Source organism: Nocardia higoensis (assembly GCF_015477835.1).
GTDB classification, from domain to species: domain Bacteria; phylum Actinomycetota; class Actinomycetes; order Mycobacteriales; family Mycobacteriaceae; genus Nocardia; species Nocardia higoensis_A.
On the sequence record NZ_JADLQN010000003.1, the window covers coordinates 57,651 to 82,227 of the forward strand.

At 69.2% G+C, this 24,577-nt stretch carries 17 protein-coding genes and 1 pseudogene; 9 read left to right on the top strand and 9 right to left on the bottom strand.

The annotated features are described in order from the left end of the window. The first annotated feature begins 12 nt into the window (after positions 1 to 12). The 4 genes from IU449_RS18165 to IU449_RS18180 all read left to right on the top strand — a co-directional run bounded on the left by IU449_RS18165 (position 13) and on the right by IU449_RS18180 (position 5,189). Positions 13 to 1,167: a hypothetical protein gene (locus tag IU449_RS18165; protein WP_195003318.1), complete on the top strand. Its 1,155-nt coding sequence runs from the start codon at positions 13 to 15 to the stop codon at positions 1,165 to 1,167. Between the two features lie 197 nt (positions 1,168 to 1,364). Next, the gene (locus IU449_RS18170; protein WP_195003319.1) at positions 1,365 to 2,738 is read left to right on the top strand and encodes a S1 family peptidase; all 1,374 of its coding nucleotides are present in this window, start codon (positions 1,365 to 1,367) and stop codon (positions 2,736 to 2,738) included. Positions 2,739 to 2,827: 89 nt separating this feature from the next. Then, on the top strand, positions 2,828 to 4,156 hold the full coding sequence (locus IU449_RS18175) for a S1 family peptidase (protein WP_195003320.1): 1,329 nt from the start codon (positions 2,828 to 2,830) through the stop codon (positions 4,154 to 4,156). A 151-nt stretch (positions 4,157 to 4,307) separates the two neighbouring features. Continuing rightward, positions 4,308 to 5,189 (top strand): NRDE family protein, encoded by an 882-nt coding sequence (locus IU449_RS18180; protein WP_195003321.1) that lies wholly within the window; start codon positions 4,308 to 4,310, stop codon positions 5,187 to 5,189. Between the two features lie 99 nt (positions 5,190 to 5,288). Here IU449_RS18180 and IU449_RS18185 read toward each other — a convergent pair whose 3' ends face one another. Next, the gene (locus IU449_RS18185; protein ID WP_228805151.1) at positions 5,289 to 6,059 is read right to left on the bottom strand and encodes a hypothetical protein; all 771 of its coding nucleotides are present in this window, start codon (positions 6,057 to 6,059) and stop codon (positions 5,289 to 5,291) included. Positions 6,060 to 6,510: 451 nt separating this feature from the next. Between IU449_RS18185 and IU449_RS18190 the strand changes: the two genes are divergently transcribed. Together IU449_RS18190 and IU449_RS18195 are read left to right on the top strand one after the other, a co-directional pair. After that, the gene (locus tag IU449_RS18190) at positions 6,511 to 9,804 is read left to right on the top strand and encodes a (Fe-S)-binding protein (protein WP_195003322.1); all 3,294 of its coding nucleotides are present in this window, start codon (positions 6,511 to 6,513) and stop codon (positions 9,802 to 9,804) included. 141 nt (positions 9,805 to 9,945) lie between these two features. Beyond that, on the top strand, positions 9,946 to 10,158 hold the full coding sequence (locus IU449_RS18195) for a hypothetical protein (protein WP_195003323.1): 213 nt from the start codon (positions 9,946 to 9,948) through the stop codon (positions 10,156 to 10,158). A gap of 424 nt (positions 10,159 to 10,582) precedes the next feature. Here the strand turns inward: IU449_RS18195 and IU449_RS18200 are convergent, their stop codons facing one another. The 4 genes from IU449_RS18200 to IU449_RS18215 form a co-directional block, all read right to left on the bottom strand. Beyond that, positions 10,583 to 11,050 (bottom strand): hypothetical protein, encoded by a 468-nt coding sequence (locus tag IU449_RS18200; protein WP_195003324.1) that lies wholly within the window; start codon positions 11,048 to 11,050, stop codon positions 10,583 to 10,585. Positions 11,051 to 11,215: 165 nt separating this feature from the next. Then, the gene (locus IU449_RS18205) at positions 11,216 to 12,358 is read right to left on the bottom strand and encodes an acyl-CoA dehydrogenase family protein (protein WP_195003325.1); all 1,143 of its coding nucleotides are present in this window, start codon (positions 12,356 to 12,358) and stop codon (positions 11,216 to 11,218) included. Continuing rightward, complete coding sequence (locus IU449_RS18210; protein WP_195003326.1) at positions 12,358 to 13,587, bottom strand: acyl-CoA dehydrogenase family protein; 1,230 nt, start codon at positions 13,585 to 13,587, stop codon at positions 12,358 to 12,360. Before IU449_RS18210 ends, IU449_RS18205 begins: the two co-directional genes overlap by 1 nt. A 116-nt stretch (positions 13,588 to 13,703) precedes the next feature. Next, on the bottom strand, positions 13,704 to 14,276 hold the full coding sequence (locus tag IU449_RS18215; protein ID WP_195003327.1) for a YdcF family protein: 573 nt from the start codon (positions 14,274 to 14,276) through the stop codon (positions 13,704 to 13,706). A gap of 142 nt (positions 14,277 to 14,418) precedes the next feature. Between IU449_RS18215 and IU449_RS18220 the strand changes: the two genes are divergently transcribed. Both IU449_RS18220 and IU449_RS18225 read left to right on the top strand, forming a co-directional pair. Continuing rightward, positions 14,419 to 15,741 (top strand): UDP-glucose dehydrogenase family protein, encoded by a 1,323-nt coding sequence (locus IU449_RS18220; RefSeq protein WP_195003328.1) that lies wholly within the window; start codon positions 14,419 to 14,421, stop codon positions 15,739 to 15,741. Between the two features lie 167 nt (positions 15,742 to 15,908). Beyond that, positions 15,909 to 17,345 (top strand): Hsp70 family protein, encoded by a 1,437-nt coding sequence (locus tag IU449_RS18225; RefSeq protein ID WP_228805153.1) that lies wholly within the window; start codon positions 15,909 to 15,911, stop codon positions 17,343 to 17,345. A gap of 933 nt (positions 17,346 to 18,278) precedes the next feature. Here the strand turns inward: IU449_RS18225 and IU449_RS18230 are convergent. From IU449_RS18230 to dcd, 4 genes and pseudogenes are all read right to left on the bottom strand, one after another. Further along, positions 18,279 to 19,559: pseudogene (locus IU449_RS18230) on the bottom strand (YibE/F family protein); the annotation flags it as partial. A 463-nt stretch (positions 19,560 to 20,022) separates the two neighbouring features. Further along, positions 20,023 to 21,276 carry a pyridoxal phosphate-dependent aminotransferase gene (locus IU449_RS18235; RefSeq protein ID WP_195003329.1) on the bottom strand — a complete coding sequence of 418 codons (1,254 nt, stop codon included), beginning with the start codon at positions 21,274 to 21,276 and terminating at the stop codon, positions 20,023 to 20,025. A 51-nt stretch (positions 21,277 to 21,327) separates the two neighbouring features. Beyond that, the gene (locus IU449_RS18240) at positions 21,328 to 22,344 is read right to left on the bottom strand and encodes an XRE family transcriptional regulator (RefSeq protein WP_228805155.1); all 1,017 of its coding nucleotides are present in this window, start codon (positions 22,342 to 22,344) and stop codon (positions 21,328 to 21,330) included. Positions 22,345 to 23,067: 723 nt separating this feature from the next. Continuing rightward, complete coding sequence (gene dcd / locus IU449_RS18245) at positions 23,068 to 23,670, bottom strand: dCTP deaminase (protein WP_195003331.1); 603 nt, start codon at positions 23,668 to 23,670, stop codon at positions 23,068 to 23,070. Between the two features lie 121 nt (positions 23,671 to 23,791). Between dcd and IU449_RS18250 the strand changes: the two genes are divergently transcribed. Beyond that, positions 23,792 to 24,565, top strand: a complete 774-nt coding sequence (locus tag IU449_RS18250; protein WP_195003332.1) for an SDR family NAD(P)-dependent oxidoreductase — start codon at positions 23,792 to 23,794, stop codon at positions 24,563 to 24,565. Positions 24,566 to 24,577: the final 12 nt, after the last annotated feature.

Genomic DNA, 24,577 nt, shown 5'->3' on the forward strand with positions numbered 1-24,577 from the left:
GCGAGGGATGTGATGGCCACAGGGGTGGGCCTGCGGATCGCTGATGACGGCTGCGCGGCGGCCGTCCTCACCGACGTCGGTGAACTGCACTACATCGAGCGCGACTGCGTGCTGCACATGTCCGACGACGGCGACACCGCGCTCGGCGGGCCCGCACCCGACGGTCCGGCGCACACCATCTCCGGCTTCGTGGCCAAGCTGGGCGACCCGGCGGGCATCCCCGTCGACGACGGCGAGGCATACCGTGCCGAGGACCTGGTTGCCACGGCGCTGTTCTGCCTGATCGATCTCACCACCGAGCATCTGTCCGGGGCCGCGGAGTTCTTCGCCACCCACCCGGGCGATTGGCCCGCCGAATACGTGCAGGCGCTGCGCGAGGCGCTTGACTACCTCGGGCTCAAGTCGGTGGTGCTGGCCAGTGAGGCCGACCTGCCCTCGGCCGACACCGCGGCACCGGGCAAGGCCTTCGCCTACGACGCCGCGCGCGCGGCGCTGACGGCCGTGCTCGCCACCCCCGCGGGCCTGACCCCGCCGGACCCGACTACGGCCGAGAACTCCACCGTGGTCACCGACATCATTCCCACGGTGCCCGCCCCCGAGCCGCAGCAGGCGTATTCGGCCGCGATGCCCGCCGCCGATTCCGCGGTTCCCGCGCTCGCCCCCGCCACCGCGCAGCCGACCACGGTAAGCCCCGTGGAGACCACCGCCGAACCGCAGACCATGATCGCCCCCTCCGCGCCCACACCCGCGGGGGGCAAGCCCGCCAACCGGATGCCGATGCTGGTCGGAGTGGCCGCGCTGGCCGGGCTGGTACTCGGCGGCATCGGCGTCGCGGTGCTGTTCCAAGGCGAGCAGTCCCCCGCGCCGCCGAATTTCCCCGATGCCAAGTCCGGCGCCTCGAGCACCTTCGCCCCGCCTGCCTCGCCGACCGCGCCCGTCGCGCCGACGACGGGGGCGCTGACCTCCCTCGCGCCCGCTCAGCAGCCCGTGCCGACGACGAGCGAAGCCCCGACCACCACCGAGACGCCCACGACCACCCCGGAACCGACCACGACGCCGACCACCACCCCGGAACCCACCGGACCGACGACGACCACCCGGCGCAACCCGTTCGTTCCCTACGACCCCGACGGCTGGCGCACCCCGTACTGGCGTCAGGACCGCTGAGGACCGCAGCGTGTGGTCGGTGACGAGAACAGTCACCGACCACAGAACCGGTTTGTGCCTTAGAGTGTGTCGCTGACCGTAGTCGCGGCTGTCAGGCCGGCGCACGGTCGAGCTGGACCATCTCTGTGCGCCAACGGATTCGCCGCCGCTGGCCACGGATTCACCTGGCACGCCCCGCGTGCCGACGAAGGGACTTCATGCGCAAGTTGGTGGCGCGTCGCGCCGCGGTCAGGGCAGCTTCCCTCGGAGTCGCCGCGACCGTTCTCCTGGCCCCCTTGTCCGGCACCGCGAGCGCGAACCCCGCACCGGGACAGCCGCCCGCGCCGGGACAGCTCAGCGCGGACGCGCTGCCCGCCGAACTGGTGGAAGCGATTTCGCGCGATCTGAAGATGACGCCCACCGAGTACCTCGACCGCGCGGCCCGAGCCCAGCAGTTGCGCACCTACGCCAGCGACTTCCGCTCCGAACGCCCGGACGACTTCGCGGGCGCGTGGATCGCCGCGGACGGCAAGCCGGTGGTCGCGGTGACCTCCGCCGACGCCGCGCGCATCGCCACCGCCGACGGCTACTCGGCCCACCTCGCGCCGGTCTCCGCCGAAAGCCTGGAGAATTCGCTGACCCAGCTGGCGCAGTGGATGAGCGGGCTGCCGCGCGAACTGTCCTCGGTGATCAACTCGGTGGCCATCGACGTCCTCAACAGCCAGTTGGTGGTCAGCATCGCCAACACCCCGACCGGGCACATGCTCAATCTGCCGACGCTGATCGCCAACATCAAGGTCGTCCTCACCCCCGAGAGCGGCGGCCCGGTCGAGCGGCGGCCGATGGGCGGCGACACCTACATCACGGCGCCCGACGGTTTGCAGGACGACACCCTGCTCGGCGTCGACGTGTGCTCGTTCGGCTTCAACAGCGTCGACGCGGCGGGCAACGCGCTCAACATCAGCGCCGGACACTGCGATCCGAACATCGACGAGGCCGACCAGGGCGCTCCGGTGTACCTGCCGAACGTCAAGGACATCACCAACAGCCCCGAACTGGGCTCCTTCGCGCGCGCCCAGCTCGGCGGGTCCGCCGCGCTGGACTACTCGGTCATCCAGCTCAACAGCACCGCCGTCGGCGGCGGCATGGACCGTCCGGTGGTGCGCGGCGCCAACGGCACCACGCTGACCATCACCGGCACCGCCGATCCGATCATCGGCGCCCCGGTCTGCAAGTCCGGCCAGACCTCCACCTTCACCTGCGGTTTCGTGGTCGCCGACCGGGTGGAGACACAGCTCTACACCGCCGACGGCGACAGCCGCACCATCCGCGGCTTCGCCAGCTCGGCGTGCACGCTGGGCGGCGACAGCGGCGGCGCGATCGTGACCGGCACCCTGGCGCTGGGCATCACCAGCGGCTCCAACGCCGCCGACGCCCCGGACTGCAACGAGGCCAACATCGCGCTCGCGCCCTACGGCGGCACCGCCACGCTGGGCATTCCGATCCGCTCGATCCTCGCCGATATCGACGCCACCTCCGGTGGTGGCCTCGGCAGCGGCATCCAGGTCCGCGCGGGCGGGCAGGCCGGCTGACATCAGGCCGCGCGTTCGGGGCCGAAGCAAGTTCGAGTGGGGAGCAAGTTCGAGTGGGAATAGCCGACGGAACCTCATATAGTCGCTTCATGCTTCTGCCACGGATGGGCCGATTCAGGTCGGCACGACATACTGCACTGCGGAAGTCGGTGATCGCCGCCTCGGCGGCGATGCTGCTGTTCGGCCCCACAGCCGCCGTGGCGAACGCCGAACCCTCCGACTCCGCCGAGACGAGCGTCGATCTGCCCGCCCAGCTGGTGGAAGCGCTCAGCCGCGATCTGAAGATCTCGCCCGAGGACTACCTGCGCCGGGCCGACCTCGCCCAGCAGGTCGCCGCGTTCGCCGTCTCCGCGCAACGTCAGTACCCGCAGGTGTTCGCCGGTTCCTGGCTCGACAACGCGGGCAAGGCCGTCGTCGCCCTCGCCCAGGGCCCCGGAGCCGAGGAGGCCCGCGCGGCCGCCGAGTCCGCGGGCTTCGAGGTGCGCAATGTGGCCAAGAGCGAGGCCACGCTGCGCGGCGAGAAGTCGGCGTTCGAGCGGTGGCTGGAGACCCAGCCCGAGGCAGTGTCCGCACTGATCCGCGGCGTGGTCATCGACACCGTGAACAACAGCATCGCGGTCCGGGTGGACCAGGCCGGCGTGCCGATGCCCAGCTTCGTCGACCCGTCCCGGGTCATCGTGATGGCTCCGCCGGTGGCCGCCGAGCCGCTGCCCGAGGCCACCCCGATAGCGAGCGAACTCAACCGCGGCTCGGTGACCGGCGGCGACGGCTTCACCTCCGCGGGCAGCCAGTCCTCCCTGCGCTGCTCGTTCGGCTTCAACGCCACCGACGCCTCGGGCGCCACGGTCAACATCTCGGCCGGGCACTGCGACCCGGAGTACGGCACCGCGAACGCCGCCGTGGTGCACGAACTGCTGCCGAACGAACGACTCGGCGCGCGCCTGGGCTCGTTCCAGAAGTCCGTGCTCGGCTCGCAGGACTACTCGATCATCCGGATCGACGACGCGGTCGCGGGCCGCTTCGCCAACAACGGGATCCGGGTGCCGGGCGCCGCTCCGGTCCGTATCGAAGGCGTGGCGGTCCCGGTCGTCGGCGCCCCGGTCTGCAAGGCCGGTTCGCGCACCGGTTTCAGCTGCGGCATCGTCAACGCTGTCGACCAGTCCGTGCAGGTCGGCGACCGGTTGCTCACCCAGAGTTTCTCGGCCAACATCTGCGCGCTGCCCGGTGACAGCGGCGGCCCGATCGTCACCGGCCGCCTCGCGCTGGGCATCTCCAGCGCCTCGTCGGTGGCCGACTACCCGATCTGCGCGATCCCGGACCTGATCGGCGCGCTCACCGGCAACGCGCCCCAACTGTTCGCACAGCCGATCTCGGTGGTGCTCTCCGACAACCCGGGGCTGCGCATCCGCACCGAGTGACGCTCTCCACGCCACAGCATCGCGAAAAGGCCGCCCGCTCCACGCAGGCGGCCTTTTCGCTGTCTCAGGCAGGCATGGATGCCGCCCTTCTCGGGACCCTCGACAGGGAACCCGATGTCGGCCTGCGTTCCGGTCCGGCATTCTGGTTCGCATGTGTTTGGTGCTGATCGGCTGGCGAGTCCATCCCGAATACCGGTTGGTCGTCGCGGCGAATCGCGACGAGTTCTACACCCGACCGGCCGAGTCCGCCCGGTGGTGGCCGGAGATTCCCGGCCTGCTCGCGGGCAGGGACGTGGGCGCGCTCGACCGCAGACCCGGCGATCCTCCCGGCACCTGGCTCGGGCTGTCCGGTCTCGGCCCGCGCAGCCGCTTCGCCGCGGTGACAAATGTGCGCAATCCGAACAACGAACGCACCGGCGCGCGCTCGCGTGGCGCGCTGCTGATGGATTTCCTGCGCGGAGCGCAGGATCGCAATCCGGCCCCGAACTTTCCCGGCCCCGGCCGCTACCTGACCGAGGTCGCGGGCGCGCCCGACGACTACAACGGCTACAACGTCCTGGTGTCGGATCTGGCCGAGTTGTGGTGGCACAGCAACCGCAGCACCCGGCGCCCCCGGGCGCTGGCGCCCGGCTATCACGGACTCTCCAACGGCAGCTTCGTCACCTCGGCCGCACCGGAGCCGGGCGCGGCCGCCGCTGCCCCGGAACCCATCTGGCCGAAGGTCGGCGACGGGCTGGCCGAGCTGCGCAAGGTGATCGAATCCGATCCCGCCGCGATCGAGCGCTATTTCGACGTGCTCGCCGACCGCACCGAGGCGCCGGACGACCTGCTGCCCGACACCGGGGTCGGATACCGGATGGAGAAGGCCCTTTCGGCTCGTTTCATCGCCAACGACCATCACGGCACCAGGGCGAGTACGGTGCTGCTGGTCCGCGAGGACGGTGGATTCGAGTTCGCCGAGCGCTCCTTCGCGACCTACGGCAGTCCGCTGGGCTCGGTCTCCCACACCGGAGAGCTGATACTGCCGGAGTAGTCCCCGCCGCCGATCGGCGCGTTGCCCGAGACTTCCGAAACGCGAAAGGCCCGCTCCGACGATGCGGAGCGGGCCTTCGACCGGTTCGGTTCAGCCTGATTACTTCGGCTGTTCGCCCTCCGCCGGCGGAGCGGGCTCGGCGGGCTTGTCGGCCCACATGCTGGTGCCCTCCGGGGCGTTGAAGGTCTCGATCAGCTGGACGCCCGCGGCGACCAGGGTCGGGCCGCCGACGGCGATGGTGCCCAGGATGCCACCGACGCCCGCGCCGGTGACCAGACCGGGGAGGCAACCGGCCGCGATGGTGGCGATGCAGCCGATGGCCGCACCCACGGCGGTGCCGACGAAGCCGCCGATCGCGGTGCCGATGCCGAACTTGCTGGAGAAGTCGTTCTGCGCGCGCTGGTTCTCTACCGGGGAGGCGACCGGCTTCACGGCCAGCGGCTGGTTGCCGAAGTTCAGGCCCGCCGGCTTCTCCGGGGTGATCTCGAGGACGGTGCCGTCCTCGCCGATCTCGGACTTCACCGGGATCGGCGTGCCGAGCACGTCGAACACCAGCGGGAGCTGGAGCACGACGTTGCCCGCGTCGTCCTTGATCTCGGCGATCTGGGTGGCGGGGACCGGGCTCACGGGCTCGGCGCCGGTGACCTCGTCACCCTCGGCCGCGCCCGGCTCGAGAGCCTTGTCCTGCTCCAGATCGACCAGCGAGAAGGTTCCCCCGCGCAGCTTCGTCACGATCGTCTGGTCGACCAGCTTCACCGAGTAGTCGATCTCGGGAGCCTCCGGTGCCGGCTCGGCGTGCGTCACTCCGGAGCCCACCGTCATAGCGCCGATGACCAGGGCGGCCGCAGCAGCGCTGTTCCGGAAATTCAATTCTGTGTCCTATCCATCGGGGGTCACGACGGTCATCAGCACGCGCGAGAACTCACTCGATCCGAAATGTGGTCTATCACTTCGGATTCTCCCCGAGCAGCGTGGATGTGACCATTGCGAACAAGTCGTCGGTAGCGTAACCGACCGGACACCGAAATGCGATATAAGACACGAGATCACCCGACTGAGCCTGCCCTTACCTCTAGTGGCATGAACAGGCACCTTTACGGTGGACAAGGCCCGGAACACGCAGCCGGAACAGAATTGTGTGAGATCGATCACCAGCCCGAGCCGAGCAGACGCCCTGCACGCGGGGTTGCGGGTCGCCACAGCCCCGTACGATGGAGGCGGTAAGTTACCGACGGGTAACTTACCGGCGGTTACGATACGAGCCGACCGGTCGGCGCACGTCGGCCACACGCTCGTGTTGCCTCGAAAGAAAGGTCGCGACATGAATGCCCTGACAGTGACGCTGGGCACGATTGGGGCGGCGCTCAGCCTCTTGTGTTGGGTGTCGTTCTTCGGCGGCGTCGGGAAGATCGCGCGCACCATCATGATCGGGCAGTCCGCGCCCGACCGGTGGCGGCCGTTCTTCCCGCGGTTCAAGCAGATGATCATCGAGTTCCTCGCACACACCCGGATGAACAAGTTCCGGACGGTGGGCTGGGCGCACTGGCTGGTGATGATCGGCTTCCTCGCCGGCATGATCCTCTTCTTCGAGGCCTACGGCCAGACGATCAATCCCGAGTTCCACTGGCCGATCATCGGCGACCTGGCGTTCTACCACCTGCTGGACGAGATCCTCGGCATCGGCACCGTGGTCGGCATCGTGACGCTGATCGTCATCCGCCAGCTGAACCACCCGCGCGATCCCGAACGGCTTTCCCGCTTCAGCGGCTCCAAGTTCGGACCGGCCTACGTGATCGAGTCCATCGTCCTCGTCGAGGGCCTCGGCATGATCTTCGTCAAGGCGGGCAAGATCGCGACCTACGGTCACGCGAACCCGGCCACCGACTTCTTCACAATGCGCGTCGCCGAGCTGCTGCCCGCGAGCCCGACGATGATCTCGATCTTCGCCTTCTTCAAGCTGATGTCGGGCAGCCTGTTCCTGTTCCTGGTCGGCCGGAATCTCACCTGGGGCGTGGCCTGGCACCGGTTCGCGGCGTTCCCGAACATCTACTTCAAGCGCGACGAGGACGGCGGCGTCGCCCTCGGCGCGGCGCGGCCGATGATGTCGAACGGCAAGGCACTCGACATGGAGAACGTCGACCCCGACAACGACACCCTGGGCGCGGGCAAGTTCGAGGACTTCACCTGGAAGGGCATCCTCGACTTCACCACCTGCACCGAGTGCGGTCGCTGCCAGTCGCAGTGCCCCGCGTGGAACACCGGTAAGCCGCTCTCGCCCAAGCTGCTGATCATGTCGCTGCGCGACCACGGCTACGCCAAGGCCCCTTACCTGCTGGCCGGCGGCCGCAAGGACATGGGCGGCGACGAGATCGGCCTGGTCGACGCCGAGGGCAAGGCGAACGAGGCCGCGCTGGCCAAGATCCCCGAGGCCGCGCGCGCCGAGGCCGAGCGCCCGCTGATCGGCGGCGAGGACGTCAACGGCGTCATCGACCCCGAGGTGCTGTGGAGCTGCACCACCTGTGGCGCCTGCGTCGAGCAGTGCCCGGTGGACATCGAGCACGTCGACCACATCATCGACATGCGCCGCTACCAGGTGCTCATCGAATCGGAGTTCCCCTCCGAGCTGGCCGGCCTGTTCAAGAACCTGGAGAACAAGGGCAACCCCTGGGGCCAGAACGCCAAGGACCGCCTGAACTGGATCAACGAGCTCGACTTCCAGATCCCGGTCTTCGGCCAGGACGCCGACAGCTTCGACGGCTACGAGTACCTGTTCTGGGTCGGCTGCGCGGGCGCCTACGAGGACCGCGCCAAGAAGACCACCAAGGCCGTGGCCGAGCTGCTGGCCACCGCGGGCGTGAAGTTCATGGTGCTCGGCCAGGAGGAGACCTGCACCGGTGACTCGGCGCGCCGCGCGGGCAACGAGTTCCTGTTCCAGCAGTTGGCCATGCAGAACATCGAGCTGCTGAACTCGGTGTTCGAGGGCGTCGAGGATCGCAAGAAGAAGATCGTCGTCACCTGTGCGCACTGCTTCAACGCCCTCAACAACGAGTACCCGCAGGTCGGCGGAACCTACGAGGTCGTCCACCACACCCAGCTGCTCAACCGCCTGGTGCGGCAGAAGAAGCTGGTGCCGGTGGCCTCGGTGTCGCAGAACATCACCTACCACGACCCCTGCTACCTGGGTCGGCACAACAAGATCTACAACGCTCCCCGTGAGCTGATGGCCGCCTCGGGCTCGAAGCTGGTGGAGATGCCCCGCCACGGCGAGCGCTCGATGTGCTGTGGCGCCGGTGGCGCGCGCATGTGGATGGAAGAGCAGCTCGGCAAGCGGGTCAACATCGACCGCGTGGACGAGGCGCTGTCCACCAACCCGACCAAGATCGCGACCGGCTGCCCGTTCTGCCGTGTCATGCTCACCGACGGCGTCACCGCCCGTCAGGAGAAGGGTGAAGGCGAAGGCGTCGAGGTCGTCGACGTGGCCCAGCTGATGCTCGACTCCATCGAGCGCGTCGAGTCGGCGAAGCTCAGCGAGAACCTGGTCGTCGTCCAGGAGCCGAAGGTGGAGGCCGAGCCCGAGCCGGAGCCCGTCGCGGCCACAGTGGCCGTGTCCGAGCCCGAGGCTCCCGCCGCGGAGAAGGCCGCGCCCGCCGGTGGCGGCCTGGCCATGAAGGGCGGCGGCAAGGCGCCCGGCGGCGGCGGACTCGCCATGAAGGGCCCCGCGAAGGCTCCTGGTGGCGGCGGTGGCGGCCTGGCCATGAAGGGCCCGGCCAAGGCGCCGGGCGGCGGTCTCGGTATGAAGGGCGCCGCTAAGGCACCCGGCGGCGGACTGGGCATGAAGGGCGGCGCGAAGGCGCCCGGCGCCACGTCCTCCGACGAGCCCGCCGAGTCGCCCGCGGAAGCCTCGACCGCGACCGAAGCCGCACCCGTCAAGGGCCTGGCCATGAAGGGCCCGGCGAAGGCACCCGGCAAGGGACTCGGCATGAAGGGCGCCGCCAAGGCGCCCGGCGCGAAAGCCGCCGCTCCGGCCGCGGAATCGGCTCCGGCCGAGACCGCTCCCGCGACGGAAGCCCCCGCTGCGGAGACGGCTTCGGCTGCCGCCGAAACCATGCCGACCAAGCCCGCCAAGGGCCTGGCCATGAAGTCCGGCTTCAAGCGCCCTGCCGCGAAGGCACCGGGTGCGAAGGCACCGGCCGCGGAATCGGCCCCTGCCGAAACGGCTCCGGCCGCGGAGACTGTCACCGCGACGGAAACCCCCGCTGCCGAAACGGCTTCGGCTCCCACCGAGACCATGCCGACGAAGCCCGCCAAGGGACTGGCCATGAAGTCCGGCTTCAAGCGTCCCGCCGCGAAGGCGCCCGGCGCGAAGGCCGCAGCTCCGGCTGCCACCGAGGCTCCGGCTGAACCGGCTGCGGCCGCCCCGGCCGAGTCCGCCGACGCTCCGACCCTGGAGAAGTCGGCTCCCGCGGAATCCGCTCAGGCTCCGGCCGAAACGGAAACGAACGGTTCGGCGAAGCCCGCCGCGAGCGACGACGCGGACCGTCCGGCCCCGCCGACCGCCAAGCCCGGCGGCCTCGGCTTCAAGTCCGGCGCGAAGGCACCGGGCCGCCGCAACTGACGCGGTAGACAACAGAACTCGGCCCCGGATCGGTCACCACCGATCCGGGGCCGATTCGTAGGGAGTCCCGCCCCTACAGCCACGGTTGCCCCGGAGAATGCGGTCTGCCGATCCGCGTAGCCCATGGCCGGCGTCCACAGCATGAAGCGACTCGCGAGTACTGTCCTCGTCTTCGCCGCACTCGTCCTCGGATCGCCACTCAGTGCCGCGGCCCAGGCCCAGCCGCTCCCGAGCGGCGCGGTGGTCGCAGGTGACTGCTGGCCCAGCACCGGCAGCACCGCCAATTGCGTGTCTTTCGCCGAGTTCCCGCAATGGGTCCTGCCCGGTCTCTCGTCGGGCCTGAGTCTGATGTGATAGGGCACCGAATTCCCGCCCCGGATCGGTCCCCACCTATCGGGGGCCGCACTGCATTACCGCCCGGGCTATTCGGTCTCCTTGGGGTGCCCCGGCATACAGCGTTCGAGCAGAACTCGTCCGGCTGTCCTGCTGCCTTTCGGCGCGTGCTCAACGAAGTACCAGAGCCGACCAGCATCGGAGAACTTGTATTGGAATCGCTCGTAGGTCTGTCCTCGGTAGCTTCCGTACCTGAGGTCCCCCTTCAAGGGATACAGTCGCGCAGATCGCATCTCGGGCGTGCGGGTGAGATGCTCCCATGCCTCGACCATCGCATTACGCGCCGCAGCGAGACAATCCGTCCAGCCCTTCTGTGCCTCGCTCGTGATGAAGACAAGCTCGAATTCCGCCCGCTTCAGTGGACGCGGCACTCCCCCACGTTTGCTCACTCGCGCCCCCTCGGATCCGACACCGGAACCGCCTCGTCGAGGTAGTCGAGATCGGACCCGTCGACGCGAATACGGGGATCGGCATACGCGGCGGCAGTGTCGCGCCACGCCTCGAGTGTCTCGGTGAGGCCACTCAGCCGCCCTATCGAAAGACCGCCCCGCGCCTGGGCCAGGAAATCGGCGACGAACTCGGCACGCTCCGGTTCCGGCAACAGTTCCATCCACGGGAAAATGATCGTCAGCCGACCCACTACACGCTCGAGCACATCGTCGTCCATGGCGAGGGCGAGCAGCTGTGTGAGCGCACCGAGTGTCTGCTGGGTGGCGTCCGCCTCCGCCGCATCGGACAGACGCACCGGCGTCGCAGAACGGCGAACAAGGGTGACGTCACCGTGCGCTTCCATCGACTCGATCACCCGGTTCGGGTCTCGTAGGAACTCGGACCATGTTGCTGTCGAACCCATACATCCAGGGTATCTGAACTAGTTCAGAAGTTCACCTGTGACCGGGCGTGTCACATCGACGGCCGACGTGCAACAGCTCCTGCCTCGACCGATATCTGAGCCCCACAAGGTCTGAAATGCGCGAAGAGCCCGGAAACAGCTGTTTCCGGGCTCCTCCCTCAATCCTTACGGCCGCGTGAGTTCCGCGTACCGGGTGCGGTGGTAATCCGTGCTGCCGAACTCGCGCTCGAGCACCGTGAGCCGCTTGAAGTAGTGGCCGATGGCCAGCTCTTCGGTCATGCCCATCGCGCCGTGCAACTGGACGGCGTTCTGGCCGATGAAGCGGGCGGCGCGGCCGACGGTGACCTTGGCCGCGGACAGGGCGCGGGCCCGCTCGGCGGGTTCGGCCGACAGCGCGGCGCCGGCGAGTTGCGAAGCGGCGGCGGCCTGTTCGAGTTCCATGTACATGTCGACCATGCGGTGCTGCAGGGCCTGGAAGCTCGAGATCGGAACGCCGAACTGCTGGCGCTGCTTGGTGTATTCGACGGTGTCGGTGAACACCTTGCGCAGCAGGCCGACGGCCTCGGCGCTGATCGCGGCGATCGCGTCCGCGGCGGTGGGCTCGACGGCCGCCCAGGCCCGGCCTTCGGCGCCGAGCAGGGCATCGGCGGGCAGGCGCACGCCGGTGAACACGAAGTCGGCGGCCTGACGGTCGTCGATCGTGCGGTAGCCGTGGTACTCGACTCCGGCGGGCAGGTTCTGCGGGTCGAAGGGCAGGACGAACAGCGAGAGGCCGTCGGTGTCGCGCTCTTCGCCGGAGGTGCGGGCGGAGACGATCAGGTGGGTGGCCAGCGGGGCGCTGGTGACCAGGATCTTCGCGCCGTCGAGCACCCATTCGTCGCCGTCGCGGCGAGCGGTGGTCCGCACGGCGTGCAGGACGTTGCCGGAGGTCGGCTCCAGTGCCGCGAACGCGGTGCGCACCGAACCGGCGACGATGCCGCGCAGCACATCCTCCCGGCCGCCGGAGCGTCCCAGCAGGCCACCGCCGACCACCACGGTGTCGATGAACGGTTCGGCGACCAGCGCGCGACCCAATTCCTCGGCGATGACCAGCAATTCGGCGGCGCCGCCGCCCATGCCGTCCACCTCCTCGGGCAGGGTCGCGCCGAGAATGCCGAGCTCTTCGGCGAATCCGCGCCAGATGGCGGGCTGCCAGCCCTCGCCGGTCTTGATCGCGGCGCGGCTCTTCTCGAGGTCGTAACGGGCGGCGAGGTAACCGGCGACGGTGTCGCGCAGGAGCTGCTGCTCCTCGGTGAGTGTGAAGTCCATCAGAGCCCCAATGCTGCCTTGGCGAGAATGTTTCGCTGAATTTCGTTGCTGCCCGCGTAGATCGAGCCCGCACGGTCGTTGAAGTAGCGCAGCGGCGCGACGGCCTGCCACGGCGCGCCGCTGTGATAGCCGTCGGCGGGCGGGGTGTAGTTGGCGATCGGGCCGCCCGGCGCGGTGGCGTGCGGCTGGTAGGCCCAGCCCTGCGGACCCGCCGCCTCCAGCGCGAGTTCGGTGAGCTGCTGGCTCAGTTCGGTGGACAGGATCTTCAGCATCGACGACGACGGGCCGGGGTTCTTGCCCTGCGCCATCAGCGACAGCGTCCGGTGCTCGAGCACCTCCAGCACCTCGGTGCGGATGCGGGCGTCGGCCAGGCGCGCGGCGAAGGCCGGGTAGTCGATGAGCCTGCCGCCGTCGGAAGCGGTCACCGCGGCCGCGGCCTCGGTGAGTTCCTGCGCCATGACCTGCAGCATCGGGGACATCGCACCGCCACGCTCGTGCACGAGCAGGTACTTCGCGACCGTCCAGCCCTCGTCGATCGTGCCGAGCACATTCGCCTTGGGTACGCGCACATTGTCGAAGAAGACCTGGTTCTGCACCTCCTCGCCGGAGGACATCACCAGCGGGCGGATCTCGATGCCCGGGGTGGTCATGTCGATGAGCAGGAAGGTGATGCCCTCCTGCTTCTTACCGGTGCGGGAGGTCCGGACCAGACAGAAGATCCAGTTCGCCTCGGTGGCGTGGGTGGTCCAGATCTTGGAACCGGTGCAGATGAGGTCTTCACCGTCCTCGACAGCCGCCATCGACAGCGACGCCAGGTCGGAACCGGCCTCGGGCTCGGAGTAGCCCTGGCAGAAGAACACCTCGCCGGTCAGGATTCGCGGCAGGAAGTAGTCCTTCTGCTCCGGGGTGCCGTAGGCGACGATCGCCGGGGCGACCATCCTGATGCCCATCGGCGAGAGCACCGGCGCGCCCGCCAGCGTGCATTCCCGGCTGAAGATGTAGTGCTGGGTCAGGCTCCACTTGCAGCCGCCGTGCTCCACCGGCCAGTGCGGCGCGGCCCAACCGCGCTCGTGCAGGATCGCCTGCCAGGCCATGCTGGCCTCGTGGTCGGGGTAGACGCTCGTCATGAGGCGTCCGGCCCGGCGGATCTCGGGCGTTAGTTTCTCGTCGAGAAAGGCTCGCACCTCGTCCCGAAAGGCCAGGTCGGCCTCTGACCAGTTGAAATCCATCTGTCCTCCCGGCTCACAGGCTGTTGGCCACAGGCCAACACGACCCTCAATCTAAGGCCGGTGCCAGCGGAAATCAAACTGATGCCACATGCCCGCAGTTAGACCCCTTGCCGCCGTCAGCAGTCCTCGAAGAATGCCTCGATATAGGCGGCGGATTGGTAGAGGTAGTCGTAGGCCCAACGCATGACCGACAACTCCGGGCGCGGGTCGGCGAAGAGCAGTTCGCCGTCCCAGCATTTGCCGATGACGTAGCGGGCGCGGGAGATGTGCGGGGTGAAGGTGACGACGATGACGCGGGTCCGCCCCTCGGCACGGGCGCGGGCGGCCAGCGCGCGGCCCTCGCCGCGCGTGGTGCGCGGGTCGGGATCGAAGCAGACGACCTCGAAGCTGTAGCCGCCGTGACAGATCCGGTTCATGCGGGCGCTGTACTCATAGGGATCGGAGAACAGCACGCGCGGCGCGTAGCCTGCACGGGCCAGCCGAAGGGCGAGTTGCTCACGGCCGTCGTGAGCGCCGCCGAGCACCAGGATCGCGTCCGCCGGGGCGGGTGGATCGGTACGCGGGCGCACATAGACCGGCCACAGCGCCGCCACCGTCAGGCCGAGCACGACAAGCGCGGCGAGAGCGCAGAGCAGGGGCCGAGACGGTCGTCGCGGGTGCCGGGCACCGGCCGGCCGAACACCACTCATCCCCGACGATGCTAGGCCGCGTGTCCACCCTCCTGGCACGCGCAACGGCCCGACCAGCGTGTTTCCGCCTGTACATCCGCTGTTGCCGTGACCCTTGCCTCACTGACGCGGCGTGGACATCGTGGCGGCATACCAATCGATCATGCGATGCACAGTCTTCGGAACCGGGTATCTCGGGGCGACCCACGCGGCGTGCATGGCCGAACTGGGACACGACGTGGTCGGGGTGGACATCGATCCCGGCAAGGTGGCCAAGCTCTCCGACGGGGTGGTCCCCTTCTACGAACCCGGGCTCGAGGCGGTGTTGCGACGCAATCTCGACGCGGGCAGGCTGCGTTTCACCACCTCCTACGACGAGGCCGCCGCGCACGCCCGCGTGCACTTCCTCGGCGTGGGCACCCCGCAGAAGAAGGGCGAGTACGCCGCCGACCTCACCCACGTGCACTCGGTGGTCGACGCGCTGGTCCCCCGCCTGCTCGAGCCGTCGGTGATCATCGGCAAATCGACCGTCCCGGTGGGTACGGCCGCCGCGCTCGGGCGCCGCGCCAGGGCACTGACCGACCTCGATGTCGAGGTGGCCTGGAACCCGGAATTCCTACGCGAGGGCTACGCCGTGCAGGACACCCTGCGCCCGGACCGTCTGGTGCTCGGCGTCGATCGCGACCGCCCCGCCTCGGCCTGGGTCGAAGACGTGGTGCGCGAGGTCTACGCCGATCTGCTCGACAACGACGTCCCTTTCCTCAGCACGGATCTCGCGACCGCCGAACTGGTGAAAGCCTCGGCGAACGCCTTTCTCGCCACCAAGATCTCGTTCATCAACGCCGTCTCCGAAGTGTGTGACGCGACCGGCGCGGATGTGACCGTGCTGGCCGACGCGCTCGGCTACGACGCCCGCATCGGGCGCCGCTTCCTCAACGCCGGACTGGGTTTCGGCGGCGGGTGCCTGCCCAAGGACATCCGCGCGTTCATGGCGCGCGCCGGGGAACTCGGCGCCGGGCACGCGGTGGCCTTCCTGCGCGAGGTGGACAACATCAACATGCGGCGCCGGACCAAGGTCGTGGACATGGCGACCACGGCCGTGGGCGGTTCGCTGCTCGGCGCGAACGTCGCGGTGCTCGGCGCGGCCTTCAAGCCCGAGTCCGACGACGTGCGCGACTCCCCGGCGCTGAACGTCGCGGGCATGATCCAACTGCACGGCGCGGTGGTCACCGTGTACGACCCGAAGGCGCTGGAGAACTCACGGCGGGTCTTCCCCACGCTGAACTACGCCACCTCGATCGCCGAGGCCTGCGACCGCGCCGACGTGGTGCTCGTGCTCACCGAATGGAGCGAGTTCACCGCGTTGCGGCCGGTGGATCTGGACGATGTGGTGCGCACCCGCTCGATCATCGACGGCCGCAATTGCCTGGATCGGGCGTCCTGGCGAGCCGCGGGATGGGTGTACGCCGGACTCGGCACCCCGTAGAGTGGCCTGGCGAGGCCTCGCCGGGCGCTCTGAGAGCGCTGGCACAGCCTCCGGTGCGAGCGAGCGCCGCCGGTAGGGTCGCCGGAAGCGGGTCGCACTGATCGTGTCGATCATGCGCAGAGGCGCGCGTTCGAAGGCGAGCGCACGCGGGACGAGATAGGCAGCAGATGAGTTCGGTACTGGGAGTGTCGGTGGGGGCGAGCACCGTCCGTCTGGTGCGCCCACACGCCGGAAACTCCGCCACGAACCTCGATCCGGACGCCTTCGACGTTCAATCTATACCGGTACCGCCCCCGCAGCGCGCCGAAGAGCTGGCCGCCGAAGCGGTGGGCGTCGCACTGGCCACCACGCCGGACATCGGCGCGACCGCCATCGCCTACCGCAACGAGCAGCAGGCGCACGCGCTGCGCGCCGCGATGGCCCGGCAGCAGCTGACCGACTACGAACTGATCCCCGAGACCGTCGCCGCGATGGAGTACGCGCACGCCACCGGGGACATCCGCGGCATCTCCTCGCTGGTGGTCTACGACCTGGGCAGTTCCGGGCTCACGGTCAGCGTCGTCGACGCGCAGACCAGGGAGGTGCGCCACACCGAGCGCACCAGCGACATCAGCGGCGACTACCTGGATTCGCTGATCCGCGAACAGCAGATCGCCTCCGGCCGGATCGCGCACCCGCAGGACGAGGCCGGCTTGGCCGCGCTCGACGTGCTGTGCCGGGAGGCCAAGGAACAGCTGTCGTCCAACACCGCGGTCGCCCTGCCCAGCAGGCAGGGGCTGGTGCTGCTCACACAGGAGAACCTCGAATCGCTGATCATGCTGGCGATCGAATCCTCGGCGCGCATGGCCCGCGATGTGATCGTGCGCTCGGACCGCCCGGCGCACGGCGTGCTCGCCATCGGCGGCAGCGCGCGGATCCCGCTGCTGGGCAAGGTGCTCGAACGCTGGATGGGCGTGCAGGTGATCGTGCCGGAGAACCCGGAGACCGTGATCGCGCGCGGCGCGGCACTGTTGGCGCGCCCGGTGCAGAGCCGTCCCGCCGCCGCCCGGCCGGCGCCCACGCCCGCCCGGCCGGTGTCGGTGCCCGCCGACGCCAACGCGCATCAGCAGAACGGGCGGGTCGGCGGTTTCGACGACGAGATGTCTCCCGCGTGGTTGTCGTCCGCGCCCAGGAAACGAGCCTCCAAGCGCGACAAGCTCGACGCGAGCATGCCCGACTGGCTGGCCGCCGCGACGCGCAACGACCGCAGGCCCGAGGTGAACGGCGCGGTGCTCACGGTGAGCGCACTGGTCGTGGTCGCGGCCATCGGCCTCGGCCTCGGCTACGGTCCGCAGGTGCTCGAACGCGACCGCAGCGACGACGATCTCACCTCGGTCCCGACCACCACCCCACCGCGCACGACCACCCTGGAACCCCAGATCGCGGTCGCCCCCGAGACCACCGAGGTCGAGGAGTCCGTCGTGGTGGGCCCGCCGCGCGCTACCACCACCGTGCCACCGACGACGCCCGGACCCAACACCTTCGTCGTGCCCGGTCTCCCCCCGATCGTGATTCCGACGATCCCGCCCGAGGCCTTCCCCTTCCCCGCGCCACCGCCGCGCTGAGTCCTGGACTTCCGGATCCGCCTACCGGTTCTTTCCTCGGGGGACCGTCACACATCACCCCGGGGTGATCTTCGGTCGACCGCGGTCGGCGGCAGCACGGTGTCCGATGTCCGACCGCACGCTCCGAACGAGCCGCACCGGCGTGGCGCGGCCCTGCGCAGGCCGCGGGAGCCCTCAGCGCCGCGGGTACTCCTCGCCCGCATCCCGGCCGCGGACATCGTCGGCATCCCAGCGCTGGTCGTATGCGCCCCGCGGGTACCGCCCCTGCTCGTGCGAACCACGCTCGCCCGGCCACCCCTCGGCCGCGTTGTCGCCGGCCTGCCACGCGTCGGGCGATGCGCTGTCCGCCTGCCGACCACCCGCCGACCGGCTGTCCTGCTGCCAAGCATCCGCCGACCGGCTGTCCTGCTGCCAAGCATCCGCCGACCGGCTGTCCTGCTGCCAAGCATCCGCCGACCGGCTGTCTTCCTGCCAGGCATCCGCCGACCGCTGGTCCGCCCGCCGACCATCCGCGGCCGTGGTGTTCCCGGACGGCGCTTGCACCGGCCCTCCGTCCGTCGGCCACCTCGCAGCCGTCGCGCTCTCGTGTGGCCGACGCGCCGCGAACCACTGGTCCGCCGGACCACTCTGAGCGGGCCACCCGCCGGTCGCCCCGGCCCCGGCCGGGTGGCCGCCGACGGTTCTGTTCTCCGCTGATCGGCCGCCGGGCGTGCCCGCGCCCGCGATCGGCCAACCACCGGTGTCGGGGCCGGTCGTGGCCGACCCGCCGGCGACGTCGTGAGCCGATCCGCGATCACCCGTCGCACCGACTGCCTGCCGCTCACCTGTCTCGCTGCCCGGCAACCTGCGTCGTGGCGCTCCGGTCCTTCGCGGTCGGACCCCGACCTCCGCCCGCTCGGCAGGTCGCCGCCGCGCCGGTCGCCCGTCCGCAGCCCGTCCGTGCCGTGGACCCGACGCCGCGACCGCCGCCTCGGTCACGACCCCCGACCCGCCGAACGGACGCGCCAGCAGCACCGCGATACCGGTGGTCAACGGCACCGACAGCGCGAGCGCGATACCGCCGACCGAGGAGCGCGCGATCTCGATCGCCACCGCATCGCCCACGAGCACGTCGCGGATCGAGCGCCCCGCCACGCTGAACAGCAACAGCAACGGCAGCGCGCCACCGGCATAGGCGAGCACAAGGGTGTAGACCGTGCTGGCGATGTGGTCGCGGCCCACGCGCATGGCGGCGGCGAAAATCTCGCGGCGGGAAGCCTCTTTGTCCAGCTCGGCGAGCTCGAAGGCGGCCGAGGCCTGGGTGATGGTGACGTCGTTGAGCACGCCGAGCGAGCCGATGATGAACCCCGCCAACAGCAGTCCGGTGATGGAGACGTGCTGGATGTAGGTGGCGACGTTGGTGTTCTGTTCCTCCGACAACCCGGTCAGCCGCGTCATCTCGATCGCCACCCAGGACAGCACCGCCGCGAGCACCATGGAGGTGAGCGTGCCCAGCAGCGCCGAGGAAGTGCGCAGGTTCACCCCGTGCGCGAGGTACAGCACCGCGTAGAGGATCAGCGAACCCGACACCAGGGCGACCGGAATGGCCGGCTTGCCGTCGAGCAGCGCGGGCAGCAGGAACATCACCACCACCGCGAACGCGAACCCGAGGCCGAGCAATGCCCGCAGACCTCGCCAGCGGGCCACCACGATGACCACGACGACGAAGACCAGTGCGATCAACGCCAGGGGGAACCCGCGCGAGTAGTCGTCGAAGGAGTACATCGGCGTGCCGTAGGGATCGGTCTGGCGCACGATACGGATCTCGTCGCCGGCCACCAGCGAGGGCTGGCCGGGGCCGGGTGAGAGCTCGAGCAACGTCCGGTTGCCCGCGTGCGGCCCGGATTCGATGTCGATGAGCACCCGTTCGCACTCGTAGTTGGCGTTGCGCGGCGCCTCGGGCTTGTCGGCGAACACCTTGCCGATGGAGGGACTGCCGCACGCGCCGACATCGGCGGCCACCACCGTGCCCGCCTCGGTCTCCACCGCCCCACCGCCCGCGGTCTGCATGGGCAGCGGGATCTCGATGTTCTGGCGGTCGGGCCACAACATGACGGTGGCCAGCAGAGTGATCGCGCCGATCACGGTGAGCAGACCGATCACGACCCGGGCCGCGGTCGCGCCGATCGCGATGGGTCCGGAATGGTCGTGGTGGTGATGGTGGTGGTCGCTCACCGGGCTCCTGCCTGTCGTCGTGTCCCGGGCGCCGTGACCGGACACGGAAACGGCGGCGACCGGGAAGCTACGCGGTGCCGAGCTTAAAGGATGAGCTCTCCCCGCTCGGCTGCCGGAGTTGCGCTGATGTGGCGAAACGGCACGCGCCGAGGTTGTTGCCGCCGAGTCGAGCGGCCGAGGGGAGGGGTTCGGGAAGGGGGCGGCGGAGAGCAGGGGGATGTCTCCGCCGCCCGCAGGGTCGGCGGCCCAGGGGGGTAGGCGGCCGGAACCCGAGGTACAGGTTGCCCAGGGGGGGTAGGCAACCCGACCGGGCACTTGAAGTGCCGAGAGCTACTGTACACAAAACCCATCGTTTTGCGCTAGCCGATCTTCAAAACTCGCCGATATCCGAACATTGGGTATGTTTTGAGGCCGGAAGCGGGGCGATTTTGCGTCGATCGCCCCTGCTCGCCGAATATGCCGGTTATTGCCGGTAACTCGCCAAGAAGTTGCCGAACCGCTCGATCGCCACCGCGAGGTCGCGCGCCCACGGCAGAGTCACGATGCGCAGATGATCGTGGTCGGGCCAGTTGAAGCCGGTGCCCTGGACCATCAGGATCTTCTCCTGGAGAAGCAGATCCAGGATCAGCTTCGAGTCGTCCTGGATCTCGTAGACGTTCGGATCCAGCCGCGGGAACGCGTACAGCGCGCCCTTCGGCTTCACGCACGACACTCCGGGGATCATGTTCAACCGCTCCCAGGCGACATCACGCTGTTCCAGCAGCCGCCCGCCCGGCAGGATCAGATCCTCGATGCTCTGGTATCCGCCGAGCGCGACCTGGATCGCGTGCTGCGCGGGCACATTCGGGCACAACCGGGACGACGCCAGCAGATCGATGCCCTCCAGGAACCCACGCGCGTGATCTTTGGGACCGGTGATGACCATCCAGCCCGAACGGTAGCCCGCCACCCGATAAGCCTTCGACAGACCGTTGTAGGTCAGGCACAGCAGATCCGGCGCGAGGGTCGCCAGGGAGGTGTGCTTGGCGTCGTCGTAGAGGATCTTGTCGTAGATCTCGTCGGCCAGCAGCAGCAGCCGGTACTTGCGCGCCAGGTCGACGATCTGCTGCAGAACCTCCGCCGAGTACACCGCGCCCGTCGGGTTGTTCGGGTTGATGACCAGCAGCGCCTTGGTCTTGTCGGTGATCTTGGCTTCGATGTCGGCGATGTCGGGCTGCCAGCCGTTGGACTCGTCGCACAGGTAGTGCACAGGCGTACCGCCGGCCAGGCTGGTCATCGCCGTCCACAGCGGGTAATCCGGGGCCGGGATCAGCACCTCGTCGCCGTTGTCCAGCAGCGCCTGCATGGTCAGGGTGATCAGCTCCGAGACCCCGTTGCCCAGGTAGACGTCGTCGACGTCGACCTGAGGGAAGCCGGGTACCAGCTCGTAGCGGGTGACGATCGCCCGGCGCGCGGACAGTATGCCCTTGGACTCGGAGTAGCCCTGCGCGTGCGGCAGCGCGGCGATGATGTCGCGCATGATCACATCGGGGGCGTCGAACCCGAACGGCGCGGGATTGCCGATGTTGAGCTTGAGGATGCGATGCCCCTCCGCCTCCAGCCGTGCCGCGTGTGCGTGTACCGGTCCACGGATTTCGTAGACGACGTTCTGCAGCTTGGTGGACTGCTCGAGCACACGCGGCGGATGATGCGGTAGATGAGGACTCACCTCTCCCATGGTGCCACCCCCAGCAAACCGATTATCTGGCGCATCTGCCGCCACTACGCATCAGGCGCCGATCGAGTGCCCACCGGCCGACATGCCCTTGGCCGAAGGCCCCTCACAGAACTCCTCGATGCGTTCATCCAGCTCACGGGCTCGAACGGAGTCGCGGAAGCGCGGCGTAGCGATTCTGCGCCGCACACCGGACAGCCGCTCGGACAGCTGGGCGATCCGCCGATCCTCGTCCAGCGCCAGTACCGGGGCGAGCACCTCCGCCGCGCCGTCGAGGCTGCCGTTCATCAGATGCGCGGCGGCGCTGTCCACCCGGGTGAGCGCCTCCGCGCCGTAGGACCGCTTCTCCAGCGGACCGCAGGCATACAGCTCGATAGCCCGGCTGGTCGCGGCCAGCGCCTGCTCGGCCTGTCCCAGGTGGATGTACGTGGCGCCCGCGTAGTACTGGGCCTTGGCGTCCGGGAAGCCGAACACCCCGCCGATCTCGTCGTGCAGGTCATCGGCGGCGCCGTGGGTGCTCGCCTCGTCGGCGGCTCGCACGCAGCGGTCGGTGTCGGCGGCATTGCCCAGCGTCGCCCACATCCTGGCCTCGATATTGAACAGCCGCACCCGCGCGGTCGCCGACTCGGCGTACTCCTGCCCGCTCTGGGCCAGCAGCACCGCCCGGCGCGGCCGCTGCGAACGGCATTCGATCAGCGCGTGCATGCCGCGCGTCCAGGCCCGCAACCCGTTGTGATCGCACAGCTCGGCGTAGGCCCAGGCCGCCCTGACCTGCTCGGCGGCCGCGTCGAGATAGCCGAGGTCGGTGCTGGCATTGGCGAGCAGACCGGTCAGCGTGCCCGCCAGCAGATAAAGGTGTCTGGTGTCGGCGGGGCGCTGATGGCCCTCCAGCAACCGGTAGACGCGGCGGCGCACGCGCAGCATCTCGACGGTCATCGGCACCGGCGGTATGTGCACGTAGTCGTTGGCGATCCGCACGACATCCGCGTCGAGCTGCTCCAACGTGGTCGCACCGACATTGGTGCTCTCGGCCCGGCCGACGTGATCGCTGGCCTCGTGGGCAGCCGCCATGATCAGATCCCTCTCCGAAATCGACGCCAACGCATCACCTCTGATCGCACCGGAGCCGATGAGGGCCAGGAGATCCGCGTCACTCGCACTGCTGGACGGCCCCGGCCGCGCCGGTGACGTCCCCGTCTCGGCCGTCGGCCCGCGATCCAGCAACGGCTGATCGACAAGTGCCGCGAACCGGGCCCGCACAACCTCGTCGGACCTGGCCAGGGAAGTATCCAGGGCGGCTTGGTTCACCGGACGCGGATGCACCCGGCTACCCCCCGCCTCCCATTTGGATACGAGCCTTTCGTGCACACCGAGGTGTGCGGCGAACTCCCGAATGCTCATCCGCTTGGCATCGCGAAGGGCCCGGGTCTCTCTCCCTGACCACTGCCGGACCACGATGACATCCCTTCCCCGACCGAACTCCCTTCTCAGAGTACGTATCCGGATGTGTCCCCGGCCACAGTCAATTCGGCAGAAGCGCGGAGGGCAGTGGAGGGGCAGCAGAAGGCGCGCGTGGCGAACTCCCCCTCACGCGGCGTGTCGGGGCACCCTCGAAAGGTGCAGCGATGTAGCTGCCCGAGCGCGCGAGCCGCCGGAATGAGCACTCCCGGAAGGTGATCCGCGCGTCGGCGCGGCGAGCTCCCGCCGATCCCGGGGAAGCGGCGGGAGTTCGGCGGCGGGGACCGGAAATGCGTCGCCGGTCCCCGCCGACCGAAACCCTTCGGCTCGAACGAATTACAGCTCGGCTTCGACGGCGTCGATCGCTTCGGTCGGCAGCGGGAAGTTGAGATAGGACCGCGAAGGCGTCGGCCCGCGCTGACCCTGATACTTCGAGCCCGCGGCGGCACTGCCGTAAGGATTCTCGGCGGGACTGCTCAGCCGGAACAGGCACAGCTGGCCGATCTTCATCCCCGGCCACAGGGTGATCGGCAGGTTCGCCACGTTCGAGAGTTCCAGCGTGATGTGACCGCTGAACCCGGGATCGATGAACCCGGCGGTCGAGTGCGTGAGCAGCCCGAGGCGACCCAGGCTCGACTTGCCCTCCAACCGACCTGCCAGGTCGTCGGGCAGGGTGCAGATCTCCAGCGTGGACCCGAGCACGAACTCGCCGGGATGCAGCACGAACGGCTCGCCCTCGCGCGGTTCGACCAGGCTGGTCAGCTCGTCCTGGCGTTGAGCCGGGTCGATGTGGGTGTAGCGGGAGTTGTCGAACACCCGGAACATGCGGTCCAGGCGCACATCGATGCTGGACGGCTGGATCAGGTTGTCCAGGAGCGGCTCGACCCCGAGACGCCCAGCGGCGATCTCCGCACGGATGTCACGATCGGAAAGCAGCACGGCATGAGCCTAGCGGTCGCGCCCATGCGCTCGGCGTCCGCTCTCTTTCGGTGATCGCCCGCACAGTGACAGGCCGCGACGGATAACCTCTCGTTGACTCACCACGGAAGGACCTCACACCATGACCGACGCCTCCCCGTTCGACCTCACCGGTCACGTCTCCGTCATCACCGGCGGCAATTCCGGCATCGGCCTCGGCTTCGCCCGCGGGCTGGCCCGCGCCGGCGCGGACGTGTGCATCGTCGGCCGCAATGTCGAACGCAACGAGGCCGCGGCGAAGGAGCTGAGCGCATTCGGCCACCGCGTGCTGACCCTGACCTGCGACGTCGCCGACGAACAGCAGGTCGCCGACACCATCGGGCAGGCCGCCGCCGAGCTGGGCCGCATCGACTCCTGCTTCGTCAACGCGGGCGTCCCCCAGGGCACCGTCCCGTTCCTGGAGACCGATCTCGCCGAGTTCCGCCGCGTCACCTCGGTCAACCTCGACGCCGCCTTCGTCACCCTGCGTGAAGCGGCCAAGGTGATGGTCGCCCAGGGCGACGGCGGCAGCCTGGTCGCCACCGCCAGCCTCGCCTCCCAGCAGGGCGTCCCCCGCGGCCAGTCCTATGCCGCCAGCAAGGCGGGCATCATCGCCGTGATGAACTCCATCGCCGTCGAGCTGGCCAAGCACCGCATCCGCGCCAACTCCGTGCTCCCCGGCTGGGTGGAGACCCCCATGACCGAGGGCATCTTCCACTGGGACCGCTTCCGCGACCGCGTCCTGCCCCGCATGCCCGTCGGCCGCTGGGGCCGCGCCGAGGACTTCGAATCGGTGGCCGTCTACCTGGCGAGCCCCGCCAGCGCCTTCCACACCGGCGACTCCCTGCTCATCGACGGCGGCTACAGCAAGTTCTGACCCCGCCGAGCC

Coding starts and splice junctions, on each gene's coding strand:
- IU449_RS18170 (WP_195003319.1), top strand. CDS start 1,365: ATGCGCAAGTTGGTGGCGCGTCGCGCCGCGGTCAGGGCAGCTTCCCTC.
- IU449_RS18200 (WP_195003324.1), bottom strand. CDS start 11,050: ATGGGTTCGACAGCAACATGGTCCGAGTTCCTACGAGACCCGAACCGG.
- IU449_RS18250 (WP_195003332.1), top strand. CDS start 23,792: ATGACCGACGCCTCCCCGTTCGACCTCACCGGTCACGTCTCCGTCATC.
- IU449_RS18195 (WP_195003323.1), top strand. CDS start 9,946: ATGAAGCGACTCGCGAGTACTGTCCTCGTCTTCGCCGCACTCGTCCTC.
- IU449_RS18205 (WP_195003325.1), bottom strand. CDS start 12,358: ATGGACTTCACACTCACCGAGGAGCAGCAGCTCCTGCGCGACACCGTC.
- IU449_RS18235 (WP_195003329.1), bottom strand. CDS start 21,276: ATGGGAGAGGTGAGTCCTCATCTACCGCATCATCCGCCGCGTGTGCTC.
- IU449_RS18225 (WP_228805153.1), top strand. CDS start 15,909: ATGAGTTCGGTACTGGGAGTGTCGGTGGGGGCGAGCACCGTCCGTCTG.
- IU449_RS18240 (WP_228805155.1), bottom strand. CDS start 22,344: ATGGCGGCTGCCCACGAGGCCAGCGATCACGTCGGCCGGGCCGAGAGC.
- IU449_RS18180 (WP_195003321.1), top strand. CDS start 4,308: ATGTGTTTGGTGCTGATCGGCTGGCGAGTCCATCCCGAATACCGGTTG.
- IU449_RS18165 (WP_195003318.1), top strand. CDS start 13: ATGGCCACAGGGGTGGGCCTGCGGATCGCTGATGACGGCTGCGCGGCG.
- IU449_RS18190 (WP_195003322.1), top strand. CDS start 6,511: ATGAATGCCCTGACAGTGACGCTGGGCACGATTGGGGCGGCGCTCAGC.
- IU449_RS18215 (WP_195003327.1), bottom strand. CDS start 14,276: ATGAGTGGTGTTCGGCCGGCCGGTGCCCGGCACCCGCGACGACCGTCT.
- IU449_RS18175 (WP_195003320.1), top strand. CDS start 2,828: ATGCTTCTGCCACGGATGGGCCGATTCAGGTCGGCACGACATACTGCA.
- IU449_RS18210 (WP_195003326.1), bottom strand. CDS start 13,587: ATGGATTTCAACTGGTCAGAGGCCGACCTGGCCTTTCGGGACGAGGTG.
- IU449_RS18220 (WP_195003328.1), top strand. CDS start 14,419: ATGCGATGCACAGTCTTCGGAACCGGGTATCTCGGGGCGACCCACGCG.